The organism is Methanococcus aeolicus Nankai-3 (assembly GCF_000017185.1).
Classification (GTDB): Archaea; AGJL01; Methanococci; order Methanococcales; family Methanococcaceae; genus Methanofervidicoccus; species Methanofervidicoccus aeolicus.
Genome location: NC_009635.1, coordinates 1512430 through 1533655 on the forward strand (window position 1 = coordinate 1512430; position 21226 = coordinate 1533655).

Here is a 21226-nt window from a genome sequence, read left to right on the forward strand (position 1 = left end):
CCTAATATTATAATGTTTATAATATAATATATGAAATTTAAACTATATAAAACATTATTTATAGAATATATATAAATATTAAATAAAAAAATATATCATAAATAAAATGAATAAACTTTTTTATTCAATCCTCTCCAAATAATTATTTAAAAATTCTTCTTTTTTCAAATACTTCAAAAATTGCACTGGTTTATTATATTGTTCTATAATCTCCCCTAAATCACTATCTCCACGACATAAAACACATTGCACAATCATAGAATTAAAATTCTCATAAGATACTTTTATATTTGATTTTTTTAACGATTTTTCAATATATTTTATTGTATTTTTTGAGTTTAAATCAAATGGTTCATTTTCAAATTCAGTTTTAGGTTTTGGTATGAATGGATTTACACTAACTTCAACCTTCCTAAAATCTTTTTTAACTATTTGAGATAATTTTATGATTTCTTCAATGTCCTCTTCTGTTTCATTGGGTAGTCCCACCATATAATAAAGCTTTACTTTATCTATTCTGTTATCTTTTGCTATATTTAAGGCATTAAAAATATCGTCTTCCGAAATATCTTTTTTAATAAATTTCCTTAAACTCTCACTTCCGGCTTCTGGTGCTATTGTGAGAGTTTTTAGGTCAAGGATTTTTAATAATTCTTCTGTTATGGTGTCGGCCCTTAATGAGGAGGGAGATATTGATATATTTTCTTTTATATCTTTTATATGATGACATAAATCAACTATATATTTATAATCTCCAACAGATGGACTTATAAGAGCTATTTTATTTACTGGTGTATGTTTTAGCCCTTCCTCTGCAATATATTTTAAATCCTCTATTTTTTTAAATCGTGGTGGGCGATATATATTTTTTGCCATACAAAATTTACATCTTCTTGGGCAACCTCTTCCCAGTTCCAACAAAAAAGCTTCCCCATAAGCTCCAGACGGGTGAGTAAATTGGCATAATGGGTAATCTTGAATATCAAATAATTTTGGATATATTCTTTTTACAGTATCAAAATCGTTTAATTTTGGATAATATACTCCATTTTCTACGGGCTCCTTGTTAATTAAATCATACATTATATTTGTTCCCTCTATTTCCCCTACAACAAAGGCATCAAAATAATTATTCAATGGCATTGGGTTTGCCATAGCACAAGGACCACCACCAATAAAAATAGCATTTGGATTTCTTGGTTTTAAATTATTTATTATATTAATTACATTAAAATAATCATTTTCATATTGAAGTGTTATAATTATAGCATCTTTATTTTTTATATCCTTATAATTTTCCATAAAATACATATCGCAATTTACATCGTTGTAGCTATTTAGATGATGATGTAATATTTGCATAGCTAAACTGGATATGCCACCTTTAAATTTGTTTGGAAAAATTAGTGCTACATTTTTTATCATGATATCACAAAAAAATAGAGAATATTAATAAAATTATAAAATTCAAAACAGTTTTTAAAAAAAACGGTGTCAGCTCGCCCATCTTTCATCACAAAGTCAGAAGCTACTCCGGTCATCATCCACCAAACTATAATATATACTAATAGTATATATATTTATTTGATAAATGTTATGAATTATGAAAATAGGTCATAAGCGTAAAATAGCATACTACAATAAAACAGGTTTTGAAACTTGGTATATTTCCTATATATATCTATCATTGCTATTTTTCTCACTGGTGTATTTATGGACGAATTGAATATTATAAAAATAATACAAAATAATTTAAAATATAAAGGGAGCTCCCATGTGGTAAAATCAATAGGTGATGATTGTGCCGTTGTAGGTATGGGCGAAAATAATTATTTAACAATAACTACGGATATGATGTTTAGGAGCTCCCATTTTCCAAATATATTATCTCCATTTCAAATCGGGCATAGGGTTATAACGGCAAATCTTTCAGATATTGCTTCAATGGGAGCAAAACCTTTGGGAATTGTAGTTTCTATGGGATTTAATAATCCCTCTAAAAAATTCATTGAGGAATTAACAAAAGGCATAAATTATGCAACAGAATTATATTGTTGCCCTATTATTGGGGGAGATACAAATAAATCAAAGGAATTAACATTATGTGGAACGGCTTTTGGAATTGCCTCTAATCCATTATACCGATATAATGGAAATGTGGGCGACGATATAGTCATAACTAACGATATTGGGAAAGTTTATTGTGCTTTTAAAATACTTGAAATGATTGAAACGGATAAAAAGCATAATAACCTTATTGAAGAATATAGTGAAATTATGGAAAAATTATATATGCCCATTGCACAGGTGAAAATGGGATTACTATTAAATAAATATAATTATGCTTCTTCTTGTTGCGATATATCGGATGGATTGGGAAAAGAATTATTTTATATGGGAAATTTTGAAGTAAAATCAAAAAAATTAATAAATGCCATGCCTAAAATTGTAATTGAATTTTGCAATAGATTTAATTTAAATCCTGTTGAGGTTGCTTTAAATAGTGGCGAAGAGTGGGAGCTCCTATTTACCACAAATAAATATGATAAAATAAATAATATATTAAATAAATATGATAATACCAAAATAATAAAACTAAAAAAGATAGGAAAAATAATAGATAAAGGGCATTATTTAGATGATGAAATACTCCATACTAGCGGTTATGTCCATAAATGGAGCGATAAAAATGAATAATTCAAAAACAAATATAAATAATAAATATATATTTTTAATAAAATTTTTTGTATTGTGTATATTATTTAATATATTGTTCCTACCATTAAAGAATAGATTGGTTGATATTGTAGCATATCAAAGTTATTTTATTTTAAATATGCTTGTTGGAGCTTCATATTCTGGGAATATGATTTATTTGTCCAATATGGTTTTGGAAGTTATCGGGGCTTGTGTGGGTCTTGAATTGGTAGCAATATATCTTGCCCTTGTATTTTCAATATCCAAAAATATTAAAGATATATTGATAGGACTACCACTATCAATTATTGTTTATTTTGGAAATGTGCTAAGGATTGTATTAATCGGATTGTTTGGGGTATATTACATACATGGAATACATATGATACATGATATTATTGGATTTATAACTGCACCAACTTTAACAGTTATGGCTTCAATGATTTATTTAAAGTTAATTAATATAAGTGATACTAATGAGAAAAAAATTTAACAGTAAAAGCAAAGGCAAAAATTTACATGCCAGTCGAGAAAATAAAGATAAAGATAATAAAATAAATAAAAATAAAGACAATAAAAGCAAAAATATTAAAAATACCAATAAAAATATTAAAGGCAAAGGCAAAAACGACCAAAACAAAAATAAGGACAATAAAAAAAGTAAGGATACAAATAAAGATAAAACACCAACTACACAATATATTAGAGTAAATACCTTAAAAATAACACCCGAAAAGCTAAAAGCTCGACTTACAGATAAGGGAATAGAATTAGAGGATACATTTTTAGAATATTTATTCAAAATAAAAAATACAAAAGTTCCAGTTGGAGCAACACCAGAATATTTATTTGGATATTATTATTTACAAAGTATATCCTCCGTAATTCCGTCTTTGGTGTTAAATCCTTCTGAAAAGGATATGGTTCTTGATATGTGTTCAGCTCCAGGGGGGAAAACCACACATTTATGCCAATTAATGAATAATAAGGGAATTGTTGTAGCTAATGAAGTGAATAGAAAAAGAATTAAAAGCTTAAAATCAAATATATTTAGAATGAATATAACAAATACAATAATATTAAATAGCGATGCCCTTAGGTTGAAGTATTTTAATTCGTTTGATAAAATATTATTAGATGCCCCCTGTTCTGGAAATGATATAAAGGATAAAAATAGGGAGGTTAGCAAAAGAGATATACGATACTGCTCTTTAAGGCAGAAAAACATGATAAATATAGGTATAGAATTATTAAAAACAGGTGGGGAATTGGTTTATAGTACCTGTTCGGCGGAAATTGAAGAAAATGAAGAAGTAATAGAATATATATTGAGTATGAGAAAAGATATTGAATTAATAAATATATCTAATTTTAAAGATACGATTACAGGAATTAGCGTAGTTGATGGCGAAGTAAATGGCACAATAAAGGTAATTCCACCAAATGAGCCATTTTTTATAGCTAAAATTAGAAAAATACAATAAATTAAACATGAATAATATTATTATATAATATTTATATGATATTAATAATAATATGGGGAAAATAATGGAAATAATAACAATAGATGGGAGTTATGGCGAAGGAGGAGGTCAAATTATTAGAACCGCTGTTTCATTGAGTGCCATTACTCAAAAGCCCATAAAAATAATAAATATACGAAAAAATAGAAAAAATAAAGGGCTATCTCACCAGCATATAGCCTGTGTAAATGCCATTAAAAAACTGTGTAATGCAAAGGTAGAAGGACTTTTTAAAGGTTCTGAAACGATGGAATTTTATCCGAATAAACTGTCTCCAAAAGATTTTACTATGGATATTGGAACTGCTGGAAGTATTTCTCTGGTTATTCAGTCAATTCTACCGGTTGGGTTATTTATTGATAAAGATGTTACAATTAACATTAAAGGGGGAACTAATGTAAAAAATTCTCCCACTATTGATTATATTAAATATATTACTATGGATATTTTAAATAAAATGGGGTATGATGGACAGGTTGAAATAATTAAAAGGGGATTTTATCCAGAAGGTGGCGGAGAGGTTAAATTACATATAAAACATTCCAAATTAAATAAAATTATTGATTTGGTGGAATTAAATAAGAATAATAATGTAGTTGAAGGAATAATATTTAATCAAAATTTAGATGCTCAAATTTCTAAAAGAATTCGGAGCTCCGCAACAAACCTAATTATGAAGCATGGATTTATACCAAATATAAAAATAGAAAATATAAAAGGGAGCTCCTCGGGAGTTGGAATATTTTTAAAATATGGTAGTTTAGGGAGCTCCATGCTTGGAGAAAAAGGATTAAGGGCTGAAATTGTTGGGGCCAGTGCAGTCGAAAATCTTTTAAAAGAAATAAACTCAGGAATGGCACTTGATAAATATATGGGAGACCAAATAATCCCATTTTTACCATTTTATGGTGGTTCTGTTGGAGTTTCTAAAATTACCGACCATACCTTATCCAACATATTCGTAGTCGAAAAATTGTTAAATGTTAAATTTAATGTTGAAAAATATAAAAATAATAATTGCAATGGTTTTTTAATAACATGTTAAAATAGGGAGCTCCGCGGAGCTCCCATTTATATAAATTTTAGTTTTATATGTTTATCATAGAATTGCATATTAATTTATAAAAACATTAAAAACATTTAATAAATTATTTATAATACCTCTCTTTTATTAATATAATGATAGTTTATTAATTATATTTTTAATCATATTTATTTTATTATTAATTTTATACAGATATTAAAGAGGAATAACAATGGATTTAAACGATTTGAAATTTATAGAAGAACAATTAGGAAGAAAACCAAATGATGTAGAAATTGGAATGTTTGAAAATCTATGGAGTGAGCACTGTTCTTATAGAAGCACAAAAAAATTACTCAGTATGTTTGGGAAAACAGTTAAAGAAAACCAAAACATAGTAGTAGGTCCGGGAGACGATGCTGCACTTATAAAAATAGATGACGAAACCGATTTATGTGTTGCCATGGCCATGGAAAGCCACAACCACCCATCATATATTGACCCATACAATGGGGCAGCAACAGGAGTTGGGGGAATTGTTAGGGATATTATATCAATGAATGCAAAACCCATAGCTTTATTAAATGCCCTTAGATTCGGAGATATAAACGGAGAAGAAAAGGATAAAGTAAGATGGCTTGTGGAAGGTGTTGTAGATGGAATTAGGGACTATGGAAATAGAATAGGTGTTCCCAATGTGGGGGGAGAATGTGAATTCGATAAATCCTACGACTACAACAACCTTGTAAATGTGGTATGTATCGGGCTTGTAAAAGAAGGAGATATCGTAACTGGAAAAGCAAAAGAAACAGATTTAACTCTTATACTTGTAGGAAGCACCGGAAGAGATGGAATTGGTGGAGCTTCCTTTGCATCAAAAGACTTAACCAGCGAAAGTGAAGGAGACAGACCAAGTGTTCAAATTGGAGACGCCTTTACAGAAAAATGTGTAATAGATTCCACTCTTGAAGCCTGTGCAACTAAAAAAGTTAAGGCAATTAAAGACCTTGGAGCTGCGGGAATAACTTCCTCCTGTTCGGAGCTCTGCTATAGTGGTGGAGTTGGTGCTGAACTTTACCTTGAAAATGTAATATTAAGAGATGAAGGAATGACGGCTTATGAAATAATGGTTTCAGAATCGCAGGAAAGAATGCTCCTTGCAGTAGAAAAAGGAAGCGAAGAAGAAATAATAAAAATATTTGAAAAATACGAGCTCCCGGTTTCAATTATTGGAAAAACAACAGATACAAAAAGATTTTTCGTAAAAATGAATGATGAAGTTGTTGTTGATTTGCCATTGGATTTGCTTTGTGAGGCAACTCTCACAGATAGTGAAGAAAAAGAAACAATACTTGAAACACCAGATAATAAAGAAAACATAGCAGAACCAGAACCAGCAGAATTAAACAATATATTATTAAAATTATTAAAATCCCCAAATATTAACTCAAAAAAATGGATATATGAACAATATGACCATGAAGTGCAGTTAAATACAGTTGTAAGACCAGGAAAAGATGCCAGTGTATTGAGATTAAAAGAAGCTCACCCAAAAGCTCTTGCTCTTGTGGCAGATTGTAATCCTACATACTGTAAGTTAAACCCATATGGGGGAAGTTTAAACCTTGTATGCGAATCAGTTAGGAATTTGGCAACTGTTGGAGCAAAACCGATTGGTATGCTCGATAATTTGAATTTTGGTAATCCAGAAAAACCAGAAAGATTTTACCAAATCAAAAAATGTATTGAAGGACTTGCAGACGGTGCCGAAATTATTGGTGTTCCCGTAGTGGGCGGAAATGTAAGTTTATACAATGAAACTGTAATTGATGGAAAAGACTATCCTATAAATCCAACACCAGTAATTAGTATTGTGGGAACTATTGAAAATATCAATAACATACCAAAAGGAGCAAAAGAAGGGGATATTTTAATAATAACAGCACCAACCAAAGACGAAATGGGAGGAACGGAATACTACAAACAAATCCACAACACAGAAGAAGGAATTGTTCCAAAGGCAAATTTGGAAGTTGAAAAAGAAATATACTCAAAAGTTTGTGAATTGGTAAATAATGGATTAATAAATGAAGCTGTGGATTGTTCCAAAGGAGGACTTGGTGTAGCAATCTCTAAATTATGTATGACTAACAATATTGGTGTAGAATTAGATTTGGGAGACTATAACACCAACGGCTTAAGAAATGATATTTTATTATTCTCAGAGAGCTCCGGTAGAATAATATTATCAGTAGATAAAAACAATGCCGATAAAGTTGTTAAAGAATTAAATGGTGCAATTATCGGAACTGTTAAAGGAAATGAGTTAAAAATAAAATTAAACGACAATGAATTAATAAATTTACCTATTGAAGAAATGAAAAATAAATATGAAAATGCCTTTTCTGAAATGATGGGAGAAAATATATAAAATTCATAATTCATATTTATTATTTTATTTAATGAAATTTCTCTATTTTTTTACTATTGGACGCATAATTATCTATTTATTTTAACTATTCGGTGTTAATATGGAACTATTAAAAAACCTAATAAGCTACCATGATGCTAAAAATATTGTATTTAATAATCTCGATAAATTAATAAATTCAAAATACAAAACAATCAGCGTTTTAAATTCATTAAATAAAATATCTTTTGAAGATATTAAAGCTCCAACAGATTTGCCCATGTTCAATAAGTCTGCAATGGACGGATATGCAATAATAGCAGAGGATACATTTGGAGCTTCGGAAAATAATCCTATTATTTTAAATTTGGTGGAAGGAGACGAAATAAGCTCGGAAGAGTGTATAAAGGTATGCACTGGAATGCCCATTCCAAAAGGTGCTAATGCCGTGGTAATGAAAGAATATTGTAATGAAGAAGATAATTTTTTAGAGGTAAGGTGGAGCTCCTATCCAAATGAAAATATTTCAAGAATTGGAGAGGATATAAAAAAAGGAGAAACAATATTAAAAAAAGGAGAAACAATCAACCCATATCACATTGCTTTATTGCTGTCATTGGGCATAAAAGATATAAAAGTAATGGATTTAAAAATTGGTTTGATATCTACGGGGGATGAATTAATAGATATTGAGGATTTAAAAGATATACAACAATTAAAAAATCAACACAAAATAGTAAATTCAAATACTCCTATGCTATCTGCACTAATTAATGAAACTGGATTAACACCAAATATTTACAAATTGGTAAAAGATAATGAGGAAGAAATAAAAAATATATTATTAAATGCACTAAATGAAAATGACATAATATTTACTACGGGAGGAACTTCTGTTGGAGATAGGGATTACACAATAAAAGTAATTAATGATTTGTGTAGTATGGAGCTCCACGGAGTGCAGATTAGACCAGGAAAACCATTTGGATTTGCAAAATATAAAACCAACGAAGGAGAGGAAAAGCTAATATTTATATTATCGGGCTATCCCGTTGCTGGTGCCGTGCAATTTGAATTATTTTTTAGAAATTATTTTAAACCACGAAAATATTTATATTTGCCATTAAATAGAAATATAGCTTCTACACTTGGTAGAACTGACATATTAAGGTTAAAATTCGTAGAAACAAACAATAACAACAAAAAATCAGCCGTAGAACCACTTAAAATAACAGGTAGCGGGGTGCTGTCTTCAATAGCAAAGGCAGATTGCTATACAATTATAGGGGAAAATATTGAAGGCTATGAAAAAGGGGAAGTTATTAAAGTATATATATTATAAATTATAACGGTCATATTATAAAAATAAATAGATATATTGAGTATATATAAATAAATATTAATAATTTTTTCTCAATCGATATTATTGTGATATAATGATTAAAAATATATTATTTTTAGTATTGGGGGTTATGATACTATTATCTCCTGTGTATGCAGATACAACTCCAAAAGTAGTTAAATCATACCTTGGAGTATATGAATACAACGGGACATACTACGACCCATTAGGCAATACATTTGACGGTGGGTCTTCGTATACTGCTCCTGATTCTGATTATAATTATGCAGTTATAGTATATGAATTAGATAATGGTCAAACGATTAGGCAGACAGTACCATTAACAGATAATCAAGGAACTACTGACCCAGCACCAACGGCGGCAGTATCCTGGACCGACCCAGATGGAAATACTTATGACCTATTTGAACAAGTTCGCGATACCAGTGTTAGAAATAATGTACGAACTAATAATCTTACTCCATTACCATATATTGCCGAAATCCCGGTGGGTTCTCAAATCGATTTAAAAATGAACGATAATTATAATGATGATAACTATGCCGATGGAGAGTGGAAATTAAATATTACGGAAAATGGAATAACATTTGAAGACGCCACCCAATATGGGGGATATTACCATAATTTATCATTTAAACTTACAGACATTGATACAAACGGAACATGGAATATCACTATGCCATATAAAAATAGAGGCCCTCCATACAGTGAATACTATAGTGGGATAATTCCATTAAATGGTTCTAATGCAACCATATATGATATAAGTGGTAATACACTAGATGCCGGCAAAATTTTAACATCTTCACCTCCAGCAAGCTTCTTTAACCCGACAACCTCAACCCCTACTAAAACGCCGATTCCAATTGGTGCGTTAATATTGTCAATAATACCAATAACATATTTGCTTTATCGGAGGAGTAATTAATTACAATATTTCTTTTTTTATTTTTAATTTTGCTCAATTTCAAAATATTATTATGAAAAAATAGAATAAAATTATAGTAAATCTTCGGTCTTTTTCACTAAACAATCTCAAAATCGCAAAGCGATTTTTACGATCATATAAATTTTTCAGAGGAAAATTTAGAGATCCTATAAAAAGCTAAAATCTCTACCATATTACCAATAAATGAAAAAATTTGTTTACAAAATCTTCGATTTTGTACAAATCCTAAAAGGATTTTGTTTACAAAAGCTATGCTTTTGTATAAAATCTCGAAGAGATTTTATTTAATAATAAGCCGGATAAGGACAGTTATTGAACTTACTATATATGGGAGCTCCCTGTATGTGCGTAATTGTAAAGAATATATATAAATATATAAATATATTATTTTAAAATATTATTATATTATTTTTTTAATTTTATCTAAAAAAATTTAAAAAAAGTAATAAAGAGTCCCGATGGGTTCCTCTTTATTTGCAATATTATCAATGTATATAATTATATACTGTCTATTGGGGATATCCAGTTTGTTCTAATTATAACATTTGTTTAACGCATTTAATCATTTTTGTAAGAATTTCTTTATCTGTGAGCATATCTTCAAATTGTGGCTCAATTACTTTTTTAACTCTTATTGGGGCACAATCCATTCTATATGCTGTTCCAGAATCTTCAACACCACTATATGTAGATGGTATGATTATGTTGGAAACAACATCTGTTGGAGTGATTCCCGGGTTAATATTTATCACAGGTATTTTTGCCATTGTTTTTAGTGCTGAATTCGGAAATGAATGTCCTGGGTCAGAGGCACAATTCATCATAGCATCAACATGCCCTTTTGCAAGTGCATCTACTGCGGAGGTTTCTCCAGGATTATATGTTGGGTATCCTTTTGAGAAATCAACACAGTAAGGGTAGCCTGTTTCATAAGCGGATACAATGTTAAATCCTGCAACATTGTAGTGGCCCCTCATTGGCATGAGCACAGATTTTATATGTTTGTTTAAATCGCTCACCAATGTAATTGCATTATCAATATTTCTATGTTTTCCTCTGGACATGGTCATACCCATACCAAAGTATAATATTGAAAATTGATGTTTTCCAATAATATCATATAATTCATACAATTGCTCTTTTGGAACTCCTGCAATTACATCTTGTTGTGGTTCTACTCCATTTAATATCATTCTCAAAGCACTAATTAGAATGTAGTCAGTTCCTGGGTATGGTTGTATATGAATATCTGCGAGTTTTGCGGAATCTGTTTTCCTTGGGTCTACTATAACCACTGTTCTATCTGGTCTTCCTCTTTCTCTGAAAAACCCTCTCGCAAATGTTCCATATCTACTCATATGTCTTGGGTGCCCATGCATAGGATTGCATCCCCAATAAAATACTAAATCTGCATAGTTTTTAGGCTGATCTAATGAACATGTTGGATATCCCCTATCCTGAACCGCCAAAAGTGACGGTCCGTGTCAAACTGTTGCAGTGTTATCTAATACACCACCAGTAAGTTCTGCCAACTCAACTCCTTTTTGCTGAGCTTCACAAAGTGTTGCACTCCATCCATAATGTAAAGGCCAGTTTGCCTCAACAAGGATTCTTGCAGATTCTTCGATTGCTGTTTCGTAATCTACTTTTTTTAATTCTCCGTCATCTTGCCTAATAAGCGGACTTGTATGTCGTTTTCCGTGTGCCAAGTGCATAAATTTTGCATGCCCGATTCTACAAAAGTTCTTCGTGCCTACTATTTTACCATCTTCTAAAAGCACAACTCCATCATCACACAAGGTTCCGCAAAATGGACATACTACATCTTTAACTATCTCCATATTTTACACCTGCATAATATATAATCACATATACCATATATGGATTATATATGGGTTGTATATGAATTTATAATAATTATATAATTTTCAAATATTATAATTATAATTCTTCACTAATTATATATCTCTTATAAATATGCCTGTTCCATCACTTCAAGGGAATTTTCTATTATTTCTTTATCTGTGGGTTCAATAGTTACTTTGGTCCCCTTAAAAGATGGCATTCCTGTACCTTCGGTTCTTGGATTAACTATTACATTTACCCAGGTTCCATATGCCACATATGCCATTCCTTCGAGGAGCTCCTGCTCAGCAGTCACTGCCTCCATAACTATTTCCCCATATTTGCTAGATAACAATACTTTGTCGTGGTCTTTCAACCCCAATTTAGCCATATCTGCTGGATTCATATCCAATTTTGTGCAGGCTTCTTTATATTTTTGCCCTTCTTTCCCTGATTCCATTCCCTCTCCCTGCCAGACGGAACGACCAGTTAATAAAAGAACTTCTAGTTTTTTCATAATACCACCATATGGCAGATAAATTATTTAAAAATGCTTATCATTTAATTTTAATTCATTGTGAATTAATATCACACTGAATATATATTAAGGGTAAAGAATATATAAAATTTTCTATATGAATTAAGCCGAAAATATGAATTCAACTATATTTCGTTGCTATAATACAATTTAGTAAATCATATGTGGTTAAATATTATTGTTTATGGGGATATTAATGTTATTTATGGAGTATTACGAACAAATATATTATTGTAGGAGCTCCATAATATCACAATATTTAATAATAAAAAATAATAAAAAATAATAAAATAAAGTGAAAAAATATGAAGTTAAAAATATTGAATAAAAATGAAATTGAAATTGCTGCAAATGCCATAAAAGATGGTGATTTAGTAGCATTTCCTACGGAAACAGTGTATGGATTAGGTGCTGATGCACTAAATCCTGATGCAGTAGAAAAAATTTTTAAAGTTAAAGGGCGACCCATCGATAACCCATTAATTATTCATGTAAATAATTTAGAAATGGCAAATAAAATTGCACATATTACAGAAAACGCTAAAATATTATTACAAAAGTTTTCACCGGGGCCTTTAACCATTATATTAAAAAAGAAAGAGGTCGTTCCGGCCATAACCTGTGCTAATTTGGATACAGTTGCCGTTAGAATACCAAATAATAAAATTGCACTGGAATTAATAGAAAAAGCAAATACTCCAATAGCTGCACCAAGTGCTAATTTATCAGGAAAGCCAAGCCCTACAAATATACAACATATAATAGACGATTTAGGCGATAAAATAAACTATGCCATAGAGGGGGAAACCACAATAGGTGTAGAATCCACGGTTTTAGATTTAACTGAGAAAAAACCTAAAATATTAAGATATGGGAGCATAACTTATGAGGATTTAAAAAAAGTTATAGATATTGAATTAATTGAGATTAATAAACAGGGCAAAAAAATTATAAAAACAGTTAAATCGCCAGGTATGAAATATACGCACTATTCCCCCGATGCACCATTAATAATGGCAACAGGAAATATTGAAGAAATTACCGGTAAAATAAATGATTTAATAAAAGAATATACTGAAAAAGGAGAGAAAAATGAAAATGTCGGGATAATTATAACAGAAGAAACAAAAGATAAATATCCTGCAAATATTAAAAAAATAGTATTAGGAAGCAGGTCTGATTTAAAAACTATCTCTAAAAATTTATTTAATTCATTGAGGGAAATGGATAAAAATGGCGTATCCATTATATTTATTGAAGGATTTGAAAAAAAAGGACTGGGACTTGCCATAATGGATAGATTAGAAAAAGCATCATCTAAAATAATATAAAGCAATAACAACAAAATAAAATAAATGGTTAAAAATAATATAATATATTTTTTTATTTTTTATATATATTGATATATCCTTGATTTAATGTATTATTTATATTTGCAACTTTATCGGGAAATGATTTATACCATCCAGGAAGTTCAGGGAGCTCCGTAAAATTAGTTATAATTTTCCCATTTGATAAAAATGCTTTTAATATTCCATCTTCATCTTTATATATTGACGAATTTGGGGGTATCCATTTATTATTTGGTATTTTTATGGTATCTCCTGTTCCATCAATTACACAATTATGCCCTATCACTACATTATCTCCAATTTCTGCATTAAAAACAATGGAATTAAATCCAATAAATGACTTATCTCCAATTTCTGCATGGCCATGTATGATGGTGCAATGACTTATTGAAGAATCTTTACCAACAATTACTCCTGTGCCACTTAAACAATGTATTACTGCACCATCTTGGATATTTACATTTTTTTTAATTATAATACCTTTTGTAGGTGGCTCATCGCATCTTATTACAGCATTTGGACTAATATATACCCCATCTTCAATAATCACATCACCAATGATTACAGAATTTTGGTCAATATATATGTTTTTGCCTAATTTAGGCATCTTTCCGTCAATATTTGGAAAAAGACATTTTTTTAGCATATTATCACCAATAATATATGAGTATATATTTAGATAGGTATGGTATATATTGCCCCGTATAGTTATAGTCAATCTTCGATCTTTTTCACTAAACTGTCTCAAAATCGCAAAGCGATTTTTATGATCGTATAAATTTTTCAGAGAAAAATTTAGAGATGCTATTAAAAGCTAAAATCACTTACTACATTACAAATAAATGAAATAATTTTGGGACAGATAAGGGACAGTTATTGAACTTACTATAATTGACATAAACAGTTCGTTTATATTCTAAAACATCTAGGACTAATTGAATAGCAATAGAAATTAGCAGGATTAATATATTTATGTTATAAGCTAAATATGGGCTGTAATGTAATTATAATAATTTATTTAAATTGTTCTCCCAATTCAAATCCTTTTTCAAGTGCTTTCATATTTAAATCTTTAAATTTAGGTGGAACCGCTTCACATACGGCTTTTATGAGTGATTCTTTTGATATTATTTTTGTTGTAGTTATGAGGGCTCCCAACATTACCACATTTGCCACTATTTTATTTCCTAATTCATATGCTGTTTTTGTGGCGGGTATTGGATATACGGTTACATTTTCCAATTCTGGCCCATTTGCCATCATATCTGGGTCATATAACATGGTTTTTCCAGCTTTTAAATCTTTTGAATATGTATCCATTGATTCCTGATTCATTGCAACCAATATGTCTAATTCTCTAACTTTGGGGTAATCCCTTGGGTTATCTGTGGATATCACTACCTCTGCACGGGATACTCCTCCTCTTGCTTCTGGGCCAATAGATTGAGTTTGAAATGCATAATGTCCCTCATATAATACAGTAGCTCTTCCCAATATAATTCCTGAAAGAATAACACCCTGCCCTCCAAATCCTGCAAATCTTACTTCCGTTCTCATTTTTTCCCCTCCTTTTTATTTTCTTCGTTTTCTTCCTCTTTATTCAATACAGATTCCTGTTCTATGATGTTATAAATTTGTTCTGTGTATTCTGGCTGTTCTTTATTTACAAATTCTCCAATTATTACTTTTTCATTCAATTCTTCTTCATTCATATTTTTTGCTTTATTGATGGATATTGAACTATTTTTTATAATTTCTACTAATTCTATATTGGTTTTAACCCCATTTATTCTACCGTAATTTGTATGGCACTGTGCAACCACTTCAATAAATGCAAATCCTTTGGTATTCATTCCTTTTTCTATTGCTCTGGCCAATTGTATGGGGTGTGTGGTTGTCCATCTTGCCACATAACTAGCTCCTGCGGCTTCCACTAATTTACATAAATCAAAAGGTCGTTCTGGATTTCCATATGGTGCCGTGGTTCCTTTTTTTCCTGATGGGGTTGTAGGGGAATACTGTCCTCCGGTCATTCCATATGTGTTATTATTAATACATATTACGGTCATGTCTATATTTCTCCTACATGCATGTATAAGATGATTTCCCCCTATTGCAGAACAGTCCCCATCTCCTGTGAATACAATTACATTTAAATCAGGATTAAATGTTTTTAGGCCTGTTGCAAATGCTAATGCTCTACCATGTGTTGTATGTATTGAATCACATTCAAAATATCCCGGAATTCTAGAAGAACATCCAATTCCTGAAACTAAAACCGTATCCTTCATATTTAATTCTATTTTATCAAAAGTCTTACATGCACTATTAATAACTGTTCCAATACCGCAACCAGAACAGAACATGAGGGGCAATCTATCCTTTCTTAAATATTTTAAGGCAAAATGTTCCTTGTTAGCATCTGTCATTTAAATAACCTCCTAAATATTAATTTTTTAATTTATTTTATATATCTTATTTTATTATTATATTAATTACTGTAAGGCTCCCAATTATAATCCTAATTACAATATGGGGAGATATAAATTATTCTCCCTATAATTCATTTATTATTTCCTCTGGAACATGTATTTCCCCACCTGTTTTTCCTACTAAACTAACTTCACAATGTCCTTTTGAAGCTCTTTGAACTTCTCTGGATATTTGTCCGAAATTCATTTCAGGTATGATGATTTTCTCTGTTTTTTTGGCAATTTCTAATATTTTGTAGTCTGGGAATGGCCATACTGTTTCTAATCTGAGAATTCCCGCACTTACTCCTTTTTCTCTAAGTTCATTTACAGCAGTTTCCGCAGACCTTGACGGAGCTCCATAGGATACTACCACAACATCTCCACAATCATCTAAATATTTTTCCTCATAGGATACAATATCCTTTAAATTGTTCAATATTTTATCGTTTAATCTTTTTACTAATTTGTGATGTTCAGCAGGTTTTGAAGCAGCATCCGGATATCCTTTTTCACTATGGGTTAATCCAGTTACATGGGTATTCCAGCCATTACCAAATGTTGGCATCTTAGGAATTAAATCTTCTTCTGGGTAAAATGGATATTTTCCCAGTCCTTCTTTTCTATTAATTATTTCAATTTCCTCTGGAATTACTAATTTTTCTCTCATATGCCCTACAATCTCATCACTCATTACAAAAGCTGGAACTCTGTATTTTTCAGACATATTAAATGCTTTTATGGTGTATTCAAAACATTCTTGAACTGAGGATGGGGCAAAAGCTATAATTTGGTAATCTCCATGAGAGCCCCATTTTGCCTGCATCATATCACTTTGGGATGCCATTGTAGGCTGTCCCGTGGATGGGGACCCCCTTTGAACATCAACCAATACAAATGGTGTTTCAGTCATAACCCCATATCCGATATGTTCCTGCATTAAACTAAATCCTGGACCACTTGTTGCCGTCATAGCCTTAGCTCCTGCCCAAGATGCACCTAAAACAGTTGCTAATGCAGATATTTCATCTTCCATTTGAACATATGGTCTTCCTATCTGTGGCAATCTTTTTGACAATCTTTCGGCAACTTCTGAGGAGGGAGTTATAGGATATCCTCCGAAAAAATTACATCCTGCTGACAGAGCTCCCTCTGCACATGCTTCATTTCCCTGCATAAAATAAGTTCCGGGTTTAAGTTTTCCATCTTTTCCTATCATTTTCTCACCGCAATAGCTTGGTCTGGGCATATCATTTCACAAATATTACAGTATGTGCATTTGGTTATATCTTCAACCTCTGCAACATGAACGCCCTTTTTATTTAATTGTTCTGACATTTTTAATACTTCTTTTGGACAGAATTTTACACATAAAATACATCCTTTGCATAATTCTTCGTCAATATATATCATAGTATCATCTCTGTTTTTTCGGTGTTCTCAGTTTATATTTTAAGATTATTTATTAAATATTAAATTATATCATTATCATTGCTTTCTATTATTTATGAGATACAACATATATAAATTTATATAATGATTTAGCACATTCTTATATCTAATTAGTATAATGGAAATATATATTAATATATTAAATATATACTTATGGGATATTTTTGAGGTGAAATAATGAATAAATATATTAAACAGGGAGCTCCCATTTTGGGCATATTACTTGCAGTTATGTTTGGTGGTCGTGAGGGGGATGCAACTACAAAAACCAATACAACAGAAAAAACCACCAATCCAATTACATTAAAAGTGTCTTATGCAGGGAGTTTGTCGGTTCCATTTGAACAATATGAAAAAATATATAAAAAATATCATAATAATATGGGGGTTCAAAGAGAAGCTGGGGGAAGTGTGGATTGTATTGAAAAAATAATATATTTAAATGATACGGCCGATGTTTTGGCTTCAGCAGACTATTCACTTATTTCAACTATGATGATGCCCGAATATGCAGACTGGTATTTAATGAACGCAAGAAATGAAATTGTAATAGCATACACCGATAAAAGCAATTATAAAGATGAAATAAATTCAGATAACTGGTATAATATATTAAATAAACCAAATGTTAAATTTGGATTTACAAGCCCTAATAAGGACCCTTGCGGATACAGAAGCCTAATGACAATACAGTTGGCCGAGTTGCACTATAATATCCCAACAATATTTAATGATTTAGCATTGAAAAATACAAATTTTGGGGTTGAGAAAGAAAATGGAACTAATACAATTATAATTCCAAAAGAAATAAAAGATATAAATACAGATAAGATATTTTTAAGAAATACAGAATCCGAGGTATTGGAGCCACTTAAAACTGGGGTATATGATTATTTATTTATATATAAAAGTGTGGCTGACCAACATAATTTAAAATATATCGAACTTCCGAAAGAAATAAATCTGGGGTATCATGAATATGCCGATAACTATAAAAAAGTTAAATTAACCACAGGAGATGGGAAAACTAAAACGGCAAAACCAATTATTTATGGAATTACAGTTCCTAAAACGGCAAAACATCAAAAAGAAGGAATTGAATTTGTTAAAACAATATTGGAACACCCCGAAGTATTTGAAAATGCAGGGCAACCAGTAATTGAACCTGCTGTTGGATTTGGCAATATTCCTGATGAGCTTAAAGAATTTGTTGAAATAAGAAAATAAGGAAAAATGCAATATATAATTTTTTAATCTTTTTTATATCCAAATTATCCAAATTTTTTTAACATATTCCGCAGGAGCTCCCGGTCCATAATGAGGAGTAATTCACTAGTTTATATCTTCCTAACATTATGATAACTATAACACATAATAACAACTATTGCCCAACAGCCAAACAAAAAATAACTAAAAATATAAATATATAATACGCATATATGCTAATATTATTTATTATTATTATTATAATTTGGTGGTATAGTGGTATCTGAAAATATAAAATCATTTGTGGAAGAAATTAACAATCAAGTAAAAAATGAAGGAAAATATATTGAATTGCTTTCCACAGTAGAATATTTAATAAATCTTGTGGAACCAGATAAAAGAGAACAATTTAAAAATGCACTAAATAATGCTGAAAATATGGACGATGTAAATGAAGTATTGGGTGCATTAAAATTACAGCTTGGGGCCCAGGGTGCTAAAAAACTTCTCAGTATTTAACTATTTAATCAAATTTTACTCTTTTTTGATTCGTTCATATAATTATATAATTTTGTAATGGTTTCGTCTGAAATTACATGCTCTATTTTACATGCTTCTTCTGATGCTTTTTTCTCGTCTAATTTAAGATAATCCCTTAAAAATGATTCTATGATTTTGTGTTTTCGTATGATTTTTTTGGCAACTTCTTTCCCTTTTTCAGTTAATCTAATACCTATATAGGGCTCGTAAAGTATATATTCCTTTGAATGTAGTTTTTTGGCCATGCTGGTAATTGCAGACGGATTTATATTTAACAGTTGGGCCAATTCCGTAGTTCTTATAGGCCGGTCGTTTTTTTTGATAAATAAATATATCGTTTCTAAATAGTCTTCAATATTGGAGGAAATCATTGCTTCACCGGATTTATAATTTTTTAGTTGAATTAATTGAATATATGCATAATATAATTTATATGATTTTTCATTGTTTCACCAGAAATAAAACGAAATACTTAATTTAAATTATTATATATCCTATTGCCAAGAGATATTATGTAATGCCATCAAACATAATATACAAACATAATACAATCCACAGTAAAAACCCATATACAAACCCATATACTATACAATATTATTTTATAAAATAGGACTGTATTATTTTATATATTTATACCTATATACACACCTATAAATACATATACATAACATATATTATATGTATATTTATTAATATACTATAAAATGTGGCGGTTATTTTATTGTTGTATAACTATATTAGTTATATATTGAAAACAATAATAAATAATAATAAAAAAAATAATAATTTATTTTATGCGAGAAAAAGGTGAAAAAATTACTCAACCAAAAGATATAATATTAAAAAAAAGTGATGAAATTAATGGGTTAGAAGTAGAAGGTCCATCATTGGACAACGATATTGATTTAAAAGATATAATTACAAATTATTATCAAAAAATAGGTTTTCAGGCAACGGCTGTTGGAAATGCCATAAATATATGGAAAAATATTGATAAAATAAAGCAGACAGACGAAATAACTGTTTTTATGGGATATACTTCAAATATGGTTTCATCTGGATTGCGAGAAATAATATCATATTTGGCAAAGCATAATAAAATAGATGTAATAGTTACCACAGCAGGAGGGGTTGAGGAAGATTTTATAAAATGCTTAAAACCTTTTATCGTGGGAGAGTGGGATTTAGACGGAAATTATTTACGGGAAAAAGGAATTAATAGAATTGGGAATATATATGTTCCAAATGATAGATATATTGAATTTGAAACCTATATGACGGAATTTTTTGAGCTATTGGACGAAAAACAGCAACAAACCAATAATATTATATCGGCACAGGAGTTTTGTTATGAATTGGGTAAATTTATGGATAGAAAATTGCCCGATGAAGCAAAAGAAAAATCCATTATTTACTGGGCATATAAAAATAATATTCCAATGTTTTGCCCTGCCATAACAGATGGTTCTATTGGAGATATGCTTTATTTCTATAAAATAGAAAGAAAATCAAATTTAAAAATAGATATTGCCGAAGATATTGTAAAATTAAATGATATTGCTGTAAATTCTAAAAAAACAGCCTGTATTGTGTTGGGGGGCTCACTTCCAAAACACAGCATAATAAATGCAAATTTGTTCAGAGAGGGTACAGATTATGCTATATATATTACTACGGCCATTCCAAATGATGGCTCACTTAGTGGGGCTCCACCAGAAGAAGGAATTTCATGGGGGAAAATTCAGTCAAAAGCAGATTTCGTTGAAGTGTGGGCCGACGCCACAATAGTATTTCCATTAATTGTTTATGGAGTATTTAAATAATTGGAGCTCCAATTCTTGGAGCCCCCAATAAAT

20 protein-coding genes are annotated in these 21226 nt (G+C 30.3%); 11 read left to right on the forward strand and 9 right to left on the reverse strand.

Annotation, left to right across the window (positions count from 1 at the left end; translation table 11 throughout):
• Positions 1-120: 120 nt before the first annotated feature.
• A complete protein-coding gene (locus MAEO_RS07450) occupies positions 121-1425 on the reverse strand; it encodes a radical SAM protein (protein WP_011974162.1) in 1305 nt (434 codons plus the stop codon).
• A gap of 288 nt (positions 1426-1713) precedes the next feature.
• On the opposite strand from MAEO_RS07450, the gene thiL reads away from it, so the two are divergent.
• The 7 genes from thiL to MAEO_RS07485 all read left to right on the forward strand — a co-directional run bounded on the left by thiL (position 1714) and on the right by MAEO_RS07485 (position 9945).
• Positions 1714-2697, forward strand: coding sequence for a thiamine-phosphate kinase (gene thiL, locus MAEO_RS07455; RefSeq protein ID WP_011974163.1), 984 nt, complete (start codon positions 1714-1716; stop codon positions 2695-2697).
• A complete protein-coding gene (gene artE / locus MAEO_RS07460; RefSeq protein WP_011974164.1) occupies positions 2690-3190 on the forward strand; it encodes an archaeosortase family protein ArtE in 501 nt (166 codons plus the stop codon). Before thiL ends, artE begins: the two co-directional genes overlap by 8 nt.
• On the forward strand, positions 3174-4181 hold the full coding sequence (locus MAEO_RS07465; RefSeq protein ID WP_011974165.1) for an NOL1/NOP2/sun family putative RNA methylase: 1008 nt from the start codon (positions 3174-3176) through the stop codon (positions 4179-4181). Before artE ends, MAEO_RS07465 begins: the two co-directional genes overlap by 17 nt.
• Positions 4182-4245: 64 nt before the next feature.
• Positions 4246-5265 carry an RNA 3'-terminal phosphate cyclase gene (gene rtcA / locus MAEO_RS07470; RefSeq protein WP_011974166.1) on the forward strand — a complete coding sequence of 340 codons (1020 nt, stop codon included), beginning with the start codon at positions 4246-4248 and terminating at the stop codon, positions 5263-5265.
• A 211-nt stretch (positions 5266-5476) separates the two neighbouring features.
• On the forward strand, positions 5477-7675 hold the full coding sequence (gene purL / locus MAEO_RS07475; RefSeq protein WP_011974167.1) for a phosphoribosylformylglycinamidine synthase subunit PurL: 2199 nt from the start codon (positions 5477-5479) through the stop codon (positions 7673-7675).
• 100 nt (positions 7676-7775) lie between these two features.
• Positions 7776-8996 (forward strand): molybdopterin molybdotransferase MoeA, encoded by a 1221-nt coding sequence (locus MAEO_RS07480; RefSeq protein WP_011974168.1) that lies wholly within the window; start codon positions 7776-7778, stop codon positions 8994-8996.
• A 94-nt stretch (positions 8997-9090) separates the two neighbouring features.
• On the forward strand, positions 9091-9945 hold the full coding sequence (locus MAEO_RS07485) for a hypothetical protein (protein WP_011974169.1): 855 nt from the start codon (positions 9091-9093) through the stop codon (positions 9943-9945).
• Between the two features lie 557 nt (positions 9946-10502).
• Here MAEO_RS07485 and MAEO_RS07490 read toward each other — a convergent pair.
• On the reverse strand, positions 10503-11807 hold the full coding sequence (locus MAEO_RS07490; protein ID WP_011974170.1) for a formylmethanofuran dehydrogenase subunit B: 1305 nt from the start codon (positions 11805-11807) through the stop codon (positions 10503-10505).
• A gap of 128 nt (positions 11808-11935) precedes the next feature.
• Positions 11936-12328, reverse strand: a complete 393-nt coding sequence (locus tag MAEO_RS07495) for a molybdopterin dinucleotide binding domain-containing protein (protein ID WP_011974171.1) — start codon at positions 12326-12328, stop codon at positions 11936-11938.
• A 326-nt stretch (positions 12329-12654) separates the two neighbouring features.
• Between MAEO_RS07495 and MAEO_RS07500 the strand changes: the two genes are divergently transcribed.
• Positions 12655-13680 (forward strand): L-threonylcarbamoyladenylate synthase, encoded by a 1026-nt coding sequence (locus tag MAEO_RS07500; RefSeq protein WP_011974172.1) that lies wholly within the window; start codon positions 12655-12657, stop codon positions 13678-13680.
• A 52-nt stretch (positions 13681-13732) separates the two neighbouring features.
• Here MAEO_RS07500 and MAEO_RS07505 read toward each other — a convergent pair whose 3' ends face one another.
• The 5 genes from MAEO_RS07505 to MAEO_RS07525 all read right to left on the reverse strand — a co-directional run bounded on the left by MAEO_RS07505 (position 13733) and on the right by MAEO_RS07525 (position 17585).
• Positions 13733-14347: a gamma carbonic anhydrase family protein gene (locus MAEO_RS07505; protein ID WP_011974173.1), complete on the reverse strand. Its 615-nt coding sequence runs from the start codon at positions 14345-14347 to the stop codon at positions 13733-13735.
• A gap of 368 nt (positions 14348-14715) precedes the next feature.
• Positions 14716-15258: a 2-oxoacid:acceptor oxidoreductase family protein gene (locus MAEO_RS07510; protein WP_011974174.1), complete on the reverse strand. Its 543-nt coding sequence runs from the start codon at positions 15256-15258 to the stop codon at positions 14716-14718.
• On the reverse strand, positions 15255-16130 hold the full coding sequence (locus tag MAEO_RS07515; RefSeq protein ID WP_011974175.1) for a 2-oxoacid:ferredoxin oxidoreductase subunit beta: 876 nt from the start codon (positions 16128-16130) through the stop codon (positions 15255-15257). Before MAEO_RS07515 ends, MAEO_RS07510 begins: the two co-directional genes overlap by 4 nt.
• A gap of 127 nt (positions 16131-16257) precedes the next feature.
• Entirely contained in the window at positions 16258-17391 is a 1134-nt protein-coding gene (locus MAEO_RS07520) for a 2-oxoacid:acceptor oxidoreductase subunit alpha (protein WP_011974176.1), read from the reverse strand.
• Positions 17388-17585: a 4Fe-4S dicluster domain-containing protein gene (locus tag MAEO_RS07525; RefSeq protein WP_011974177.1), complete on the reverse strand. Its 198-nt coding sequence runs from the start codon at positions 17583-17585 to the stop codon at positions 17388-17390. Before MAEO_RS07525 ends, MAEO_RS07520 begins: the two co-directional genes overlap by 4 nt.
• A 216-nt stretch (positions 17586-17801) precedes the next feature.
• Between MAEO_RS07525 and wtpA the strand changes: the two genes are divergently transcribed.
• Positions 17802-18851 carry a tungstate ABC transporter substrate-binding protein WtpA gene (gene wtpA, locus MAEO_RS07530; protein WP_011974178.1) on the forward strand — a complete coding sequence of 350 codons (1050 nt, stop codon included), beginning with the start codon at positions 17802-17804 and terminating at the stop codon, positions 18849-18851.
• Between the two features lie 255 nt (positions 18852-19106).
• A complete protein-coding gene (locus MAEO_RS07535; RefSeq protein WP_011974179.1) occupies positions 19107-19349 on the forward strand; it encodes a hypothetical protein in 243 nt (80 codons plus the stop codon).
• 8 nt (positions 19350-19357) lie between these two features.
• On the opposite strand, the gene MAEO_RS07540 is transcribed toward MAEO_RS07535, so the two are convergent.
• The gene (locus MAEO_RS07540; RefSeq protein WP_011974180.1) at positions 19358-19741 is read right to left on the reverse strand and encodes a metal-dependent transcriptional regulator; all 384 of its coding nucleotides are present in this window, start codon (positions 19739-19741) and stop codon (positions 19358-19360) included.
• Between the two features lie 423 nt (positions 19742-20164).
• Here MAEO_RS07540 and MAEO_RS07545 point away from each other — a divergent pair, with 423 nt between their 5' ends.
• Complete coding sequence (locus MAEO_RS07545; RefSeq protein ID WP_011974181.1) at positions 20165-21193, forward strand: deoxyhypusine synthase; 1029 nt, start codon at positions 20165-20167, stop codon at positions 21191-21193.
• Positions 21194-21226 lie beyond the last annotated feature (33 nt).